The 14,966-nt window shown below is 37.5% G+C and carries 13 protein-coding genes and 2 tRNA genes; 6 read left to right on the top strand and 9 right to left on the bottom strand.

All coding sequences use genetic code 11. The features are described 5' to 3' along the window. Nucleotides 1-148: 148 nt before the first annotated feature. Genes C3K47_RS10265 through dapA form a run of 4 tightly spaced genes read left to right on the top strand, consistent with a single transcriptional unit; the run spans nucleotide 149 to nucleotide 4,267 of the window. Nucleotides 149-820, top strand: a complete 672-nt coding sequence (locus C3K47_RS10265; RefSeq protein ID WP_103789036.1) for a hypothetical protein — start codon at nucleotides 149-151, stop codon at nucleotides 818-820. A 25-nt stretch (nucleotides 821-845) separates the two neighbouring features. Then, a complete protein-coding gene (gene ligA, locus C3K47_RS10260) occupies nucleotides 846-2,858 on the top strand; it encodes an NAD-dependent DNA ligase LigA (protein WP_103789035.1) in 2,013 nt (670 codons plus the stop codon). 9 nt (nucleotides 2,859-2,867) lie between these two features. Beyond that, nucleotides 2,868-3,395: a DUF6913 domain-containing protein gene (locus C3K47_RS10255; protein ID WP_103789034.1), complete on the top strand. Its 528-nt coding sequence runs from the start codon at nucleotides 2,868-2,870 to the stop codon at nucleotides 3,393-3,395. Beyond that, on the top strand, nucleotides 3,392-4,267 hold the full coding sequence (gene dapA, locus C3K47_RS10250; RefSeq protein WP_103789033.1) for a 4-hydroxy-tetrahydrodipicolinate synthase: 876 nt from the start codon (nucleotides 3,392-3,394) through the stop codon (nucleotides 4,265-4,267). Before C3K47_RS10255 ends, dapA begins: the two co-directional genes overlap by 4 nt. An 84-nt stretch (nucleotides 4,268-4,351) precedes the next feature. On the opposite strand, the gene C3K47_RS10245 is transcribed toward dapA, so the two are convergent. After that, nucleotides 4,352-4,534, bottom strand: a complete 183-nt coding sequence (locus tag C3K47_RS10245; protein ID WP_103789032.1) for a histone H1 — start codon at nucleotides 4,532-4,534, stop codon at nucleotides 4,352-4,354. Between the two features lie 426 nt (nucleotides 4,535-4,960). On the opposite strand from C3K47_RS10245, the gene C3K47_RS10240 reads away from it, so the two are divergent. Both C3K47_RS10240 and C3K47_RS10235 read left to right on the top strand, forming a co-directional pair. After that, the gene (locus C3K47_RS10240) at nucleotides 4,961-5,365 is read left to right on the top strand and encodes a group III truncated hemoglobin (protein WP_103789031.1); all 405 of its coding nucleotides are present in this window, start codon (nucleotides 4,961-4,963) and stop codon (nucleotides 5,363-5,365) included. Beyond that, nucleotides 5,366-5,842, top strand: a complete 477-nt coding sequence (locus C3K47_RS10235) for a hypothetical protein (RefSeq protein ID WP_103789030.1) — start codon at nucleotides 5,366-5,368, stop codon at nucleotides 5,840-5,842. It begins immediately after the preceding gene. 362 nt (nucleotides 5,843-6,204) lie between these two features. Here C3K47_RS10235 and C3K47_RS19505 read toward each other — a convergent pair. The 8 genes from C3K47_RS19505 to murG form a co-directional block, all read right to left on the bottom strand. After that, a tRNA-Cys gene (locus tag C3K47_RS19505) sits at nucleotides 6,205-6,275 on the bottom strand. Between the two features lie 113 nt (nucleotides 6,276-6,388). Then, a tRNA-Cys gene (locus C3K47_RS19500) sits at nucleotides 6,389-6,462 on the bottom strand. Between the two features lie 331 nt (nucleotides 6,463-6,793). Next, nucleotides 6,794-8,041, bottom strand: coding sequence for an aminotransferase class I/II-fold pyridoxal phosphate-dependent enzyme (locus C3K47_RS10230; protein ID WP_103789029.1), 1,248 nt, complete (start codon nucleotides 8,039-8,041; stop codon nucleotides 6,794-6,796). A 180-nt stretch (nucleotides 8,042-8,221) separates the two neighbouring features. After that, nucleotides 8,222-9,850, bottom strand: a complete 1,629-nt coding sequence (gene ftsZ, locus C3K47_RS10225; RefSeq protein ID WP_103789028.1) for a cell division protein FtsZ — start codon at nucleotides 9,848-9,850, stop codon at nucleotides 8,222-8,224. A gap of 184 nt (nucleotides 9,851-10,034) precedes the next feature. Continuing rightward, nucleotides 10,035-11,342, bottom strand: coding sequence for a cell division protein FtsA (gene ftsA / locus C3K47_RS10220; RefSeq protein ID WP_103789027.1), 1,308 nt, complete (start codon nucleotides 11,340-11,342; stop codon nucleotides 10,035-10,037). A gap of 2 nt (nucleotides 11,343-11,344) precedes the next feature. Further along, a complete protein-coding gene (locus tag C3K47_RS10215; RefSeq protein WP_103789026.1) occupies nucleotides 11,345-12,181 on the bottom strand; it encodes a cell division protein FtsQ/DivIB in 837 nt (278 codons plus the stop codon). Between the two features lie 160 nt (nucleotides 12,182-12,341). Beyond that, complete coding sequence (murC, locus tag C3K47_RS10210) at nucleotides 12,342-13,703, bottom strand: UDP-N-acetylmuramate--L-alanine ligase (RefSeq protein ID WP_103789025.1); 1,362 nt, start codon at nucleotides 13,701-13,703, stop codon at nucleotides 12,342-12,344. A gap of 147 nt (nucleotides 13,704-13,850) precedes the next feature. Then, nucleotides 13,851-14,957, bottom strand: coding sequence for an undecaprenyldiphospho-muramoylpentapeptide beta-N-acetylglucosaminyltransferase (gene murG, locus C3K47_RS10205; protein ID WP_103789024.1), 1,107 nt, complete (start codon nucleotides 14,955-14,957; stop codon nucleotides 13,851-13,853). Nucleotides 14,958-14,966: the final 9 nt, after the last annotated feature.

Below are 14,966 nucleotides of genomic sequence, written 5' to 3'. Positions count from 1 at the left end.
GATTTAAACAGATTTCATAACGAGAATGCCAAAGATAATTATTTATGCTTAATTTGAGTTAGCTTGAAATAGGACGTAACAGCAAGAAATCGGTAAAAATTGATAGCAATCGTTGAAACCTTATTTTAAAATCTGTGTAATCTAATCAATGAACTTCCTCTCCCACTATTATTTCGACAAGGATTCAGTAAATGCTCATTTTGTTTTGGGATTGGTGCTACCTGACCTGACCAAAAACTTCAACAAAACCTGGAATATTCATCCACATAAATTCATTGGTCAACTTTCTACCAATGCTCAACTAATGGGAATATATGAGGGCTGGCAAAAACATTTACAGGTCGACAAATTGTTTCATTCTTCGGGTTTCTTTAAGCAGGAAACCGACAGACTCAAACAGCTAATTACCCCTCTATTGATCGGCACACCCGTTCGGCCATTTATACTGGCGCACATCGCACTTGAACTAATGCTTGATAGTTTACTTATTGAAAATAAGAAAGTTGACACGAACAATTTTTACTTACATCTGAGTGCAGTTGATCAAAATAAATTGCTTGAATACCTACGAATTACTGGCATAAACCAACCCGAAAACTTCCTGAATTTTTACAATAAGTTTGTTGAACACGCATACCTTCATTCGTATACAGATTACAATAAATTGGTTTATGCTTTAAATAGGATTTGTTACCGCGTTTGGGGCACAAATTTTTCTGAGGAAACTAAAACAGAACTTGAACAAGTGTTGCTCCAATACAAAACCGAACTAATTAGTAATTTCATGGACATTTTTGATGAAATAACACCCAAACTTTAAACTGCAATCCATATTTTCGCCGGCTATGCAACAACAAGAAGCTCAAAAATTAATTGCTGATTTAACAGCTGAACTCAATCAACATAATTACAACTATTACGTTCTTGCTCAACCCACTATATCTGATTACGATTTCGACCAAAAGCTTAAACAACTTGAAGCATTAGAAAAACAATTCCCTGAACTCCAGGACCCTGATTCTCCGTCTTTAAAAGTGGGTGGAGAAATTACCAAGTCATTTAAAACTGTAAAGCATAAATATCCCATGCTTTCATTAGGTAATACCTATTCAGAACAGGATTTAATTGATTTTGACAACCGTATCAGAAAAGCCATTGGAGATAACTTCGAGTACGTTTGTGAGTTGAAGTTTGATGGTTTATCGATGAGCTTAACTTATCAAAATGGTAAACTTGTTCAGGCTGTAACGCGTGGTGATGGATCAAAAGGAGATGACGTTACCACCAATGTTAAAACTATTAAAACTATTCCTCACCAATTAAAGGGGAATGGCTTTCCGGCTGAATTTGAGATCCGTGGCGAAGTATTTATGCATTTAAAAGCTTTTGAAAAATTAAATGCTGAACGCGAAGAAAATGGAGAACAACCCTTTGCCAATCCTCGTAATTTTGCTTCAGGCACCATCAAAATGCAGGATTCTGCAGAAGTTGCCAAACGCCCGCTCGATTGCTTCCTCTATTTCTTATATGTCGAAAATTCGCCTTATAAAACGCATTGGGAAAGTTTACAAGCCGTTAAACAATGGGGCTTTAAAGTTTCGGAACATTCGAAATTATGCAGCAATATTCAGGAAGTGCTCGACTTTATTCATTATTTCGAATCTGAACGTTTTAAGCTTTCTTTCGACATTGATGGAATTGTTATTAAAGTAAACAACTATGCACAACAGCAAGAGCTAGGTTTTACAGCTAAATCTCCACGATGGGCAATCTCTTATAAATACAAGGCTCAGGAAGTAGAAACCGAGTTAGTGGCTATTACCTACCAAGTTGGGCGGACCGGAGCTGTAACTCCTGTGGCTAACTTAAAACCAGTTCAATTGGCGGGAACCACGGTTAAAAGAGCAACACTGCACAATGCTAATGAAATTGAACGTTTAGATGTTCGTGAAGGCGATACAGTCTTGGTGGAAAAAGGCGGTGAAATTATCCCTAAAATCATCAAAGTTAATCTTGATAAACGTCCGGCAAACTCTCAGCCCACCATATTTACCAAAACCTGTCCTGAGTGTAATGCTGAATTGGAGAGAACCGAAGGCGAAGCCGCATGGTATTGTCCAAATGATACAGGTTGTCCACCTCAAATCATCGGCAAGATGCAGCACTTCACTGGCCGTAAAGCGATGAACATTGATAGTCTGGGCGATGAAACCATTGTTCAGTTATTTAATGCTGAGTTGCTTCATAATATTTCAGACATCTATGCTTTAAAAGATAAAAAAGCTGAACTGCTGAGTTTGGAGCGTATGGGCGAAAAGTCGGCAAATAACCTTATAGATGGAATTGAAGCCTCCAAACAAATGCCTTTTGAAAAGGTATTATTTGGATTAGGTATCCGATATGTGGGTGAAACGGTTGCCAAAAAACTGGCCCAGCATTTTAAAAACATTGACAACCTGATCGCTGCCTCCGCTGATGAATTAGTTGCCGTTAACGAAATTGGGATCCGTATTGCCGAAAGTGTATTAGCGTATTTTGCGGTTCCTGAGCATCGCTTACTTATTGAGCAGTTGAAAGCAGATGGATTACAGTTTGAAATTGAAGAAAAGGAAGTAGTAATGGCTAGTAATAAACTGGAAGGGAAAACATTTCTTATATCCGGAGTATTCGAAAACTTTAGCCGTGATGAACTAAAAGACCTTATCGAAGCTAATGGGGGGAAAATGCTAAGCAGTATTTCTGCAAAACTTAACTTTTTAGTGGCTGGTGACAATATGGGACCAGCTAAACTTCAAAAAGCAACTGATTTAAACGTCCCTATTATTTCTGATACTGACTTACTGGCAATGCTTAGTTAAACCAAAACAATGAAATCACAATTAACCAACTATATTTTAAAACGAGAAGCTGGTAAGATCATAACTCAGCTAGAGTTTAATGGACTTAAGGAGGTGGAATCCTTTCTGTTTATTTTTTGTGCCGAAAATATTGAGGATCTAAAAGAGGTGAAAGACCTTGCCTTAACACCTGATTTAAGGCAGAAAAAACTCACCTTTTGGGGGTTAATTAACGAGAAGGATCTACCTGAGTTCAGAACGGAAGCACGTGATTTTAACTTCATTACGAACAAAGATCTCAACTATCTGAAGATACCTAAAGAAGATAAAGTTAAAGAACTGCAAAAAGTTCAATTCGATGTATTAATTAATCTTTCACAAGAAATCAATTCCACCATATCTTATTTGGCACTAAAAGCCAATTCCAGATTTAAAATTTCAAAATACGAACAAAATCAAAGTTTTATTTACGATTTGATGATAGATTGTAAAAAAGACACAAGTATTGTTAATTTTACGGCCCAAGTATTACATTATCTTTCATTAATTAAAAAATGAGTACACAATTGAGAGGAACGGGTGTTGCATTGGTTACCCCTTTTAATCCGGATGGAAGTATTGACTTTCCGGGCCTAAAAAATCTTATTGAACATTTAATCACTGGTGGTGTTAACTATTTAGTGCCTATGGGTACCACCGGCGAAACTGCAACCTTATCAAAGGAAGAAAAGCAGAAGGTTTTTGATTTTGTACTCGAAATTACTAATAAGCGTGTTCCGTTAGTTGCGGGTATTGGAGGTAATAATACCGCAGCTGTTGTTGATCAGGTAAAAAACTTTAAATCAGAAGGGTTCTCAGCGATTTTATCGGTGAGCCCATATTATAATAAGCCAGCTCAGGAAGGAATCTACCAGCACTATAAACAAGTGGCTGAAAACTCAAAACTTCCTATTCTTTTGTACAATGTTCCTGGACGCACAGGTTCAAACATGACAGCCCAAACCACTTTGCGTTTGGCTGAGTTAAATAATGTAATTGGTATAAAAGAAGCTTCTGGAAATTTTGAACAATTCATGGAAATCTTAAAATACAAACCAAAAGATTTTCTGTTTATATCGGGTGATGATGCGGTTGCGTTACCAATGATTGCTTTAGGGGCTGACGGAGTGATCTCTGTTGTAGGAAACGCATTCCCTAAAGATTTTTCAACCATGATCAGAAAATGTTTGGAGGGGAAATTTGAAGAAGCTCGTCCATTACATTACAAACTAACAGATATTATAAACATGCTGTTTGCAGAAGGAAGCCCGGCAGGGGTTAAAACCTTTTTGAACCAGTTAGGTATTTGTGGATCTGCTGTTCGTTTGCCATTGGTTGATGTTAGCGATGGATTAAAAGCTAAAATTGTAAAAGCAGCTCAAAACTATTAATCTGTTTTAACCTTATAAAAAAAGTCCAGTTCAAATCAATTGAACTGGACTTTTCTTTTTCTTCAAGGTTTTCACAGTTGAAGACTAAGCTTCAGCCTTGTTTTTGGTTTCTTGAATTTCCATACGAATTTCCTGTGCCAGATTTTTTAAATCTTGCATTCCTTTACGTACGCGAGTACCGGCAGCATTGTTACCTTTGTTGTAAAACTTATCTGCATCACCTTCTAACGAGGCCAACAAAGCTTTGAATTCATTAAATTTTTTCATTTTTAGATACTCCTTTAAATGTTTGGTAAATACTGATTAGGTTATTTTCAAAGCTAATGTAATAGCTTTTAATACAGAATGCAAACTTTACAAGTATAAAAAAGGGCCTTTAAACGTGTTTTTATCCACATTTCCACCATTTTCAGATCCAAAAAATCAAGAATAGTTAGATGAAATTTAGGTTTATCATTTATTAACATGCATAAATAAAGCTATATAACACATTGAATATTAATTATTTATATTATTTTATTAATAGTAAAAAAATATGCTGATTTTATATTATTTTATAATCTTTAATTAAATAAAGAGTATTGATTTTTCAGTAAAAAAAAACATTTTAATGGCTATTTAAATCTGATATTGGTCAGCTAATACAAACACTTTCTTATTAAATTTGTACTTAATAAACATGCAAGTTCTAATATGGCTAACAATGTAAATAAAGCGGATATCAGTACCTTTGATGACATTCAATTGTTAGTCAACAGTTTCTACAACAATATTCGAGAAGACAAATTATTAGGGCCAATATTTAATGCCGTTATTAAAGATAAGTGGGATGTACATTTGGAAAAAATGTACAAGTTTTGGAATACAGTTCTATTTTCGGAACCCGGCTACACCGGAAGTCCCTTTCCTCCACATGCTAAGCTTCCCATTGAAAAATCTCATTTCGAACATTGGATTGAGCTATTTAATAAAACGGTGAATGAACATTTTGAAGGTGAAAAAGCAAATGAGGCTATTTGGAGAGCTGAGCGCATGGCCGAAATGTTTAATTTTAAAATTGAACATATGCGAACCAATGGTAACCTATCTATAATTTAAATGAGCAAGTTAAAACATTCACTTCCTATTGTAATTACATTTTTATGGCTGGGCTTTATTTGTTCTATAAGTTTTATGGAAGCCCCGATAAAATTTACCGCACCTCATTTAACGCTGGAAGTCGGCGTAGAAGTTGGCCGGGTGGTATTTAAAGCCTTAAATCGAATTGAAATTATTTTTTGCTTATGCTCAATAGGCCTGGTGTTTATAAACTCCTTCCATCGTACAATCATTATCTTTCTCTGTTTATTGGCCATTATTCTTGGGGCTCAAACTTTCTGGCTATTACCAGCTTTACACGAGCGAATTCAATTGATAATTGAGGGTCAAATTCCACCGGCTTCTTATTTACACAAACTTTATATTGTATTGGATAGCGTTAAAGCAGTTTGCTTAGTTCTTTTAGGGATATCACAATTCGGCTATTTCAGAGAAAAGTGCCTAGAGCGTTTTTTTATTGAGAATAAAACGAATTAACATTACATATCAGCTCTTTTTTACAATCTCACTTCATTTTCATGAATAATTCAATAAAATATACATGAAGATTGTATATACAGCTGAAAATAATTTAGAAAAGTGAAATAAATAAAGAAAGCCGGGATTATAATCTATAAAGCGCTTATAGATTAATATTCCGGCCTTCGGATTTCAGAGGTAGATTGCTATTGTTTTTGCTTTCCGATTCAAAAGTAATAACCCTAATTGTATTTACCTAACGTATAACTACGCAAGTAATTAAAACTGACAAATTTGTCAGCAAAAAAGCCCCCAAATATTGGAGGCTTTTTCAAAATGAAAAAAGTTAAGCATTAAATTCTTGATAGAAGGCATTTGTGAGATCGAGAGCAGATTTGAACTACTGTACAGCGTCTTGCGGACACTTGCCTAACCACTCGGCCACCCGATCTTTTTTTAAATACGAAAGCTTGAGATCGAGAGCAGATTTGAACTACTGTAGAGCGTCTTGCGGACACTTGCCTAACCACTCGGCCACCCGATCTGTTTTTTTAAGGTGAAAGTTGGAGATCGAGAGCAGATTTGAACTACTGTACAGCGTCTTGCGGACACTTGCCTAACCGCTCGGCCACCCGATCTTGTACTCTTCAATAGTCAACTTTCAAACCAAAAAGCAACATTATCATATCTATTCCTCTATTTTCGCTTAAAATTTATTCATAAAACAAATAATTAACTAAAAGTTACTTTTAAGAAATCGTATTTCATTTCATTTAATTTTATATAATTTCTATAGACTAAATAGAATGTCGAGGTTTCAATACATTACCTATAACATTTTGATACACTGCTATTTTTGAGCTTTATTTAAGGCGAAAAACTTTGAAGGGAGGCTAACGGCTATTGCGCGGAAAGAAAAAATCCCATAAGCTATTGGCTTATGGGATCTATATTTTTGGTTAAATATTATTAGCGGGGAGCAGCAAACTCTTCTGTCTCTTTGTATGCACCTTCCTGTAATTTAACTTTAACTTCACTAAAGGCCGATAGCGTACGCTTAACGTCTTCAAGGCTGTGAGCTGCAGTTGGAATTAAACGTAACATCAATAAACCTTTCGGAATAACCGGATAAGTAACGATTGAGCAGAAAATACTGTAATTCTCGCGGAGATCAACAATTAAGTTAGTTGCCTCGGTTAATGAACCATGCATAAATACAGGTGTTACCGGGCTGTTGGTTTTTCCAATGTCGAAACCTAACTCTTTTAAACCACCTTGTAATGCATTAACAATTTCCCAAAGCTTAGCTTTTAGCTGAGGATTGGTTTTTAATAACTCAAGGCGTTTGCGCAAACCAACGATCATTGGCATTGGGATAGACTTGGCAAAAGTTTGAGAACGCATGTTATAGCGCAAGAACTCAACAACCTGCTCACTGCTGGCAACAAAACCACCAATACCAGCCATTGATTTTGCAAAAGTGCCGAAGTAAACATCAATGCCTTCAACGCAGTTTTGCTCCTCGTGTGTACCGGCGCCTGTTTTCCCCATTGTTCCAAAACCATGGGCATCATCAACCAATAAGCGGAAATTATATTTTTTCTTTAATTCAACGATACCTTTTAAGTCACCCTGCACACCTGACATTCCAAATACACCTTCGGTGATCACTAAAATAGCTCCTGGAGTACCTTCTACCAATTTTTCAGCACGCTGCAATTGTTTTTCAAGGCTTTCCATATCGTTATGCGTATAAACATAGCGTTTGCCCTGGTGTAAACGAAGACCGTCTATAATACATGCATGAGATTCGGCATCATAAACAATTACATCATGACGATCAACCAAACTGTCAATGATAGACACCATTCCCTGGTAGCCATAGTTTAACAGGAAAGCATCTTCAAAACCAACAAAATCGGCCAGTTCTTTTTCTAAGGCTTCGTGATTGTTAGAGTTACCCGACATCATTCTGGCACCCATAGGTGAGGCTAAACCATATTGAGCAGCACCTTCAGCATCAGCTTTACGAACTTCCGGATGGTTAGCTAAACCTAAGTAGTTGTTCAAACTCCAAACAAGATGTTCCTTACCACGAAACATCATATGAGGGCCAATTTCACCTTCCAATTTAGGAAATGCGAAATATCCATGGGCCCATTTTGAATGTTGCCCGATAGGACCTCTTTTCTCCTTAATCTTCTCAAAAATATCCAATGCTTTAAATTTTAGTTGTTAAACCATGAAAAGGCTGCAAAAATATAAGATAATTGCAGATTTATCAACCTGGTTAAATAATAATGGTTTGATTATAATTTATTTACTTGAAGTAATCTGAGCGCGAAAGTTATAAAAAATCCCGGTAAAACCGGGATTCTTATTTTCACAATGTGTTGATTAATCTACGTTGTCGTGCAAAAAGGAATTATTTGGTCTTATTTCCGTTCCATCATTATCATTCGACAAGGTAAATCGCGAAATATGCTGTTCTGAGGAATGTGGTGTTTCTTTTAACTTCATATTCTTGCGAACATAAGCAGGAACATTCTCCAATTCATTCAATCCATTATTACTGTTAAGCTTAATGCTAAAGTTTTTCAGCTTCATGATCCGGTCACGAGATTGCTGCAAACTTCTTTTCATCATTTCTTCTTCAGAAAGTTCCTCTTCTAAATTTTGCGGCAATATATTCTCCGGTTCAGGCTGTACTGGAGCTATTTCTACTTTAGTTTCTTCTTTGATCTTGTTGCTAACCGTAAATTCAAATGTGTTATTTGAAACCTGGGCATCATTAGACTCCACTCCAAATAAATCAAACATAGATACCTGACGCAAAGCCGGGGCGGCTGATGGCTGCTGTATATTTATTTGGGTTGGCTGCGATGGCATCTGCGGATTTTCTACAACTTTCATCGAAGGCTCTAAAGACCTGTTCTTTAAGGTATTTACAAGTGTTTCAGCCTCTTTAATAGGATCGTCATTTAAGTTGATCACAATGCGCTCTGGTTCTTGTGGAACTACCGGCTGCTCAGCAATTTGCTTTTCTACTATAAACTCTTCCCTTTGCGAACGAGTATTGAAACCTGTTGCAATAAGCGTAACCGAAATTGCATCACCTAATGACTCGTCATTACAATTACCCCAAATGATATCGGCAGTGGCGCCAGCTTTGGATTGAATATAATCAGTGATTTCCGATACTTCATCCATTAACACCTCTTTATTGCCAGAAGTAATATTTAAAAGAATGTAACGGGCTCCTTCGATCTCATTATCATTCAATAATGGTGAAGCCATAGCTCCTTCAACTGCTTTACGTGCACGATTTTCTCCTTCAGCAGAGCAAGAACCCATAATCGCAACACCACTATCTTTCATTACTGTTTTAACATCTTCAAAGTCGACGTTGATATAACCGGGAACAGTAATAATTTCGGCAATACCTTTTGAAGCAGTTGTTAATACATTATCAGCTTGTGCAAAAGCACTTTTCAACTCAAGGTTACCACACATTTGGCGCACCTTTTCATTAGAAATAACCAGTAGTGTATCAACGTTCTTCTTAAGTTCTTCCAAACCCTGATCAGCCTGAACCTTACGGCGAGGGCCTTCAAATTTAAAAGGTGTAGTAACGATACCTACAGTAAGAATACCCATGTCCTTTGCTGCTTTTGCAATAATAGGACTAGCTCCTGTACCTGTACCACCACCCATTCCGGCAGTAATAAACACCATTTTGGTATTGGCTCCCAGCATTTCGCGCAGTTGCTCTACGTTTTCAATGGCTGAGTTGCGGCCAACTTCAGGTATTGAGCCTGCTCCACGACCTTCGGTTAAGCTAGCTCCCAACTGTACTTTGTTAGGAATTGGACTTAGCTCGAGTGCCTGAGCATCGGTATTACAGATAATGAAGTCAACTCCCTTTATACCCTGACGGTACATGTGATTGACTGCGTTTCCACCTCCACCTCCAACACCGATTACTTTGATAATCGATGATTTTTCTTTATACATTTCGAATTCCATTATCCAGATGTTTAAGCGACGTAAATTGTTGAATTCTCATTTAACATGTAATAATAGCGATTTAAATGCCTTTTTGGGCCTATGAAACCTCCCAATGTGGAAAAACCCGCCCATTGTTGATAATTATTGACATTTTATTAACCGCCCTTTATCGTATAAGTATTTTCTTAATTCGATTTCGTTTTTATTTCAAATAGTCTTTATCATCAATATCCTCGCGGATAAACTCTTTTATCGGGTCAATAAACTTCTTTAACCACTGTTTTCGGTCGGCCTGAGGCTGACGTACCTGTGTATCGGAAGCTGGCAAATGTTCATTTTTCATCCTGTCTTCTTCAATTGCCTGCAGCCCTTTAATAACCAAACCAATACCTGTTGCATACATTGGACTTACAATTTCAGCATGATTTGATTTAGCGATATGCTCATTTGGATAACCGATGCGCGCGTCTAAACCGGTAATATATTCAACTAATTGAGGCAAATGTTTCAATTGCGAACCTCCTCCTGTTAACACAATACCTGCAATCAATTTTTTCTCGTAACCCGAACATTGGATCTCATAGTATACATGCTCAATAATCTCTTCCATACGAGCCTGGATAATATAAGCCAGGTTTTTTACCGACACTTCTTTAGGCTGACGACCTTTTACCGGACTAGGGATAGAAATGATCTCATTTTCGGCATTTTCATCAGCCAATGCTGAACCAAAGCGGGTTTTTAAAACTTCCGCTTGTGCCTTTAAAATTGACAAGCCTTCCACCATGTCCTCAGTAACAATATTTCCACCTAAAGGAATTACGGCTGTGTGTCTAATTATACCACGATAGAAAATAGCCACATCAGTTGTTCCACCTCCTATATCAACCAAAACAACGCCAGCCTCTTTTTCTTCCGGACTTAATACTGCCTCGGCAGAAGCTAAAGGTTCAAGAATAATGTCATCATAACCTAATGAAGCTTTGGTTGCACATTTTATAATGTTTTGAACCGAAGTAACCTGGCCGGTAATGATATGGAAGTTTGCTTCCATGCGCACACCTGACATCCCCACCGGATCAACAATTCCCGGCTCATTATCAATCACATATTCCTGTGGAAGAACGTGAATGATCTTCTCTCCTGGGTTCATGGCAAGCTTATGCATATCAGAGATCAGTTTATCCACATCTGAATGACTAATCTCTTCATTTGTATTGTTACGTGTAAGCATACCACGGTGCTGATGACTTTTAATATGCTGCCCGGCAATACCAATGTTTACCACACGTATCTCCACATTCGACTTTAATTCGGCCATTTCAACGGCCTCTCGAATGCCACGTACGGTTTTTTCGATATTGGTAACCGTCCCACGACTAACGCCAGGAGAATCGGCTTTGCCCATACCTAACACCTCAATCTTTCCATGCTCGGTTCTGCGTCCAACAATTACGCAGATCTTTGTAGTACCTATGTCTAATCCAACAACTATATCTGATTGTTCCATAACTAATTAATTCTTGTGCTGTCTGTTTTTACTGTATCGGTTGATGTTACTTGTTCCTTAATCAAGGTATCGCGTATACCAATCACCTGATTTTGGTATTTTATATTGATGACCTTATAATGCTCCCAGCCAACACGAGGAAGCGCTTTCTTATAAAACATCATTAAATTATTCATTCTGATTTCAAGATCTTCCGTATTTCCCACTAAGATCTTCTGCTCTCCTACACGTGGAATAAGCACTAATTCAGCATTTTCATTAACATAGGCCTGAATTATTTGCGCTTTCCAAAACTCATTCTTATCATTTTCGATAAACCGGGCCACTTCATAAATAGCTTTTGCCGAAGCAGTTTTCAACGTATCATTATAAGCGGGCTGTTCATCAATATTGCCATTTGCAACTAAAACTCTTGGTGAAAAATTAGTAGAAAGCGGCATTTTACGCCCATTCTTATCAATATAAAAACTCTGGTAATTTTTATTGATCACCCTAACCACTGGCTCACGCTGGGTAACATTTACCCGAACCATACCATCCAGATCGATAAAGATATCTGCACGATCAACATAAGGATTCATTTTAACTGCCTTTTCAATTTGCTCCACCGGTATTTGATCCAATGGTTTTGAAACGAACTGGGGTAATACCCTATTCATTAAAGCAAGTATATCTCCCTTTTCAACCAAAAAGTTTTTTCCTTCAATATTGATCTTAACACCTTTACAAACCGTTGTATCCTGGCGCTTGGAAACAAAACTCAAGAGCACAACCAATCCCGCCAGGCTCACAGTCCAGGCAGATAAGGCGAATACTCGTTTCCAATTGATATTTTTCATACCCCAAACCCCTAAAGGGGCTTTTGTTTTTTGTTATAATTAGTAAAAATGTCTCTTCTCAGATCTTTCGTTGTGCAAAGTCAATAGACCACAGTCGATGGACCATGGTTTCTTATATATTTTTACACCCCATGGACTATTGACCATGGACTATCAGTTCCTAACTCAGTTTCAGCTTTAATGGCTCTACCAGCGTATCAATATCGCCGGCTCCAACAGTTACTAAAACTTCAATATCTTCCTTATTAATTAAATCAACCAAATTGGTTTTTGAACACAAATGTTTGTTGTTGATAGTCACCATATCAAGAACCATTTGTGAGTTTACCCCTTCAATTGGCAGCTCACGTGCCGGATAAATTTCCAAAAGGAACAATTCATCAGCTTTACTTAAGCTAGCGGCAAATTCAGAAGCAAAATCACGTGTACGTGTAAACAAATGCGGTTGAAAAGCCACAGTGAGCTTTTTGCCAGGATACAACTGACGAACAGAATTTAAGCAAGCATTCAATTCTTCAGGGTGATGTGCATAGTCATCAATATAAACCAGGTTCTCAGATTTGACAATGTATTCAAACCTTCTTTTTACACCCCTGAATGAAGCTAATGCCTTACGAATCTTATCATCATCAATCTTTAGTTCCAGGGCAACTCTTACTGCAACTACTGAATTCTCCACATTATGCAATCCAGGAAGTCCCAAACTTAAATCTTTTATGATCTTATCAGCAGAAACGTAATCGTAATAATAATTGCCGTTTTCTATACGAATGTTCTCTGCACGAACGTCTGCGTCAGATGAATTGACCGTATATGAAACTCCTTTACGCTGAAGTGGCAACTCTTTTTTATGGATCAGCAAACCATTTTCGCTTAATTGTGAAGCAAATAGATTAAAGGATTCATGCAAATGAGATGCATCGCCATAAATATCCAAATGATCAGCATCCATTGAGGTAATAACCGCAATATCAGGATGCAGGGTAAGGAAGGAACGGTCAAACTCATCCGCCTCCACGACCATCACATTATTCTCACCTAATAAAAGGTTAGTATTATAATTAGAGCTGATTCCACCTAAAAAAGCCGAACAATCATAACCTGTATCTTTTAATACATGAGCAATAATTGTTGAAGTGGTTGTTTTGCCATGTGTTCCGGCCACTGCAATGCAAAAGCTGCCTTGACTAATTATTCCCAAAACCTGTGAACGCTTTTTAAGATCGTAGCCCACATTTTTAAAATGATTAAGAATTGGGCTGTCTTTAGGAATTGCCGGGGTATAGATGATCAGTATATCTTCAGAAACAGCGTTTTCGTTAAATGGGGCCGTAATATTATTAACCTCATCGATATAAGTAACCGGAATGCCCTCACTCACTAATTCTTTGGTCAATGGGGTTTCTGTACGGTCATAGCCAGCAACTGTGCAACCGCGGTGCTTAAACCAACGTGCCAATCCACTCATGCCAATTCCGCCAATTCCAATCAAATAAACTTTACTAATCGACTCCAGTTTCATTCTTATTTGAGATTTGAGATTTGAGAGGTCAGACTTGAGAATTAATATCTCTTGATCCAACGAAAACTCATTTCTTTATTTTTCTAACCTGAGATTTAGATCCGGAATTTTGCATAATTCTCTTATCTAATCTCTCCTACCTTGTATCTACTTAACTAATTTTAATATCTCTTTTGCTATTACATCAGCTGAGTTTTTCAAGCCTAGTGTAGCAATATTAGCTGCCAGTTTTTGTTTCTTTTCTTCATTGTTGATCAGGCGAATAGCAACATCAACCAACTCTGTTTTTGCCACATCGTCTTTAACCAATATTGCAGCTTGCTTACTCACCAATGCCATGGCATTTTTAGTTTGATGATCTTCAGCAACATTTGGTGAAGGCACTAACACGGCTGGTTTTTTAACCAAACACAGCTCTGAAATGGTACTCGCTCCGGCTCTTGCCACAATCACATCGGCAAGGGCATAAGCTAAATCTACCCTCGAAACGAACTCCATCAACTTTACATTTGGAAATTCAGCTTCCTTAAACTGTTGTTTAAGCGTATTGTAATAAAACTTACCACACTGCCAAATCAACTGAATCTCCTCGTTTCTGAACGATTCAAGATGATTCAAAATACTTTCGTTCAGTGTGCGAGCACCTAAACTACCGCCAGTTAAGAAGATCGTTTTCTTTTGGGCCGATAGACCAAAAAAATCAGCAGCTTCTTCTTTCTTCCCTTCTATTTCCAAAATATCCTGACGAACAGGATTACCGGTTAACATTAATTTATCGGCTGGAAAAAACTGTTCCATGCCCTGATAAGCAACACATATTTTTGAAGCTCTCTTTGCCAACAGTTTATTGGTAATTCCAGGGTACGAATTCTGTTCCTGCAGCACCGTAGGAACATCTTTACGACTTGCCGCATATAATAATGGACCCGAAGCATAACCTCCAACACCAACAGCCACATCGGGTTTAAACTCATTAACGATGCTAAATGACTTTGCTAACGATTTGATCAATCGAACAGGAAACATCAGGTTATCAATTGTAAGCTTACGTTGTAAACCGCGAATATCAAGACCAATAATTTTGTATCCCGCAGCTGGCACCCGATCCATTTCAATCTTACCCAAAGCACCCACAAATAGTATATCAATTGTAGGTTCGATTCGCTTCAATGCATCAGCAATAGCCAATGCCGGAAACAAATGACCTCCTGTTCCTCCACCACTAATTACTATTTTATGTTGTTTGTTGTTCATTCGTTAAAC

The sequence above is a fragment of the Solitalea longa genome (assembly GCF_002920915.1).
Classification (GTDB): Bacteria; Bacteroidota; Bacteroidia; order Sphingobacteriales; family Sphingobacteriaceae; genus Solitalea; species Solitalea longa.
This window is presented reverse-complemented; position numbering and strand designations above follow the sequence as displayed.

Coding starts and splice junctions, on each gene's coding strand:
- C3K47_RS10265 (WP_103789036.1), top strand. CDS start 149: ATGAACTTCCTCTCCCACTATTATTTCGACAAGGATTCAGTAAATGCT.
- ligA (WP_103789035.1), top strand. CDS start 846: ATGCAACAACAAGAAGCTCAAAAATTAATTGCTGATTTAACAGCTGAA.
- C3K47_RS10255 (WP_103789034.1), top strand. CDS start 2,868: ATGAAATCACAATTAACCAACTATATTTTAAAACGAGAAGCTGGTAAG.
- dapA (WP_103789033.1), top strand. CDS start 3,392: ATGAGTACACAATTGAGAGGAACGGGTGTTGCATTGGTTACCCCTTTT.
- C3K47_RS10245 (WP_103789032.1), bottom strand. CDS start 4,534: ATGAAAAAATTTAATGAATTCAAAGCTTTGTTGGCCTCGTTAGAAGGT.
- C3K47_RS10240 (WP_103789031.1), top strand. CDS start 4,961: ATGGCTAACAATGTAAATAAAGCGGATATCAGTACCTTTGATGACATT.
- C3K47_RS10235 (WP_103789030.1), top strand. CDS start 5,366: ATGAGCAAGTTAAAACATTCACTTCCTATTGTAATTACATTTTTATGG.
- ftsZ (WP_103789028.1), bottom strand. CDS start 9,850: ATGGAATTCGAAATGTATAAAGAAAAATCATCGATTATCAAAGTAATC.
- ftsA (WP_103789027.1), bottom strand. CDS start 11,342: ATGGAACAATCAGATATAGTTGTTGGATTAGACATAGGTACTACAAAG.
- C3K47_RS10215 (WP_103789026.1), bottom strand. CDS start 12,181: ATGAAAAATATCAATTGGAAACGAGTATTCGCCTTATCTGCCTGGACT.
- murC (WP_103789025.1), bottom strand. CDS start 13,703: ATGAAACTGGAGTCGATTAGTAAAGTTTATTTGATTGGAATTGGCGGA.
- murG (WP_103789024.1), bottom strand. CDS start 14,957: ATGAACAACAAACAACATAAAATAGTAATTAGTGGTGGAGGAACAGGA.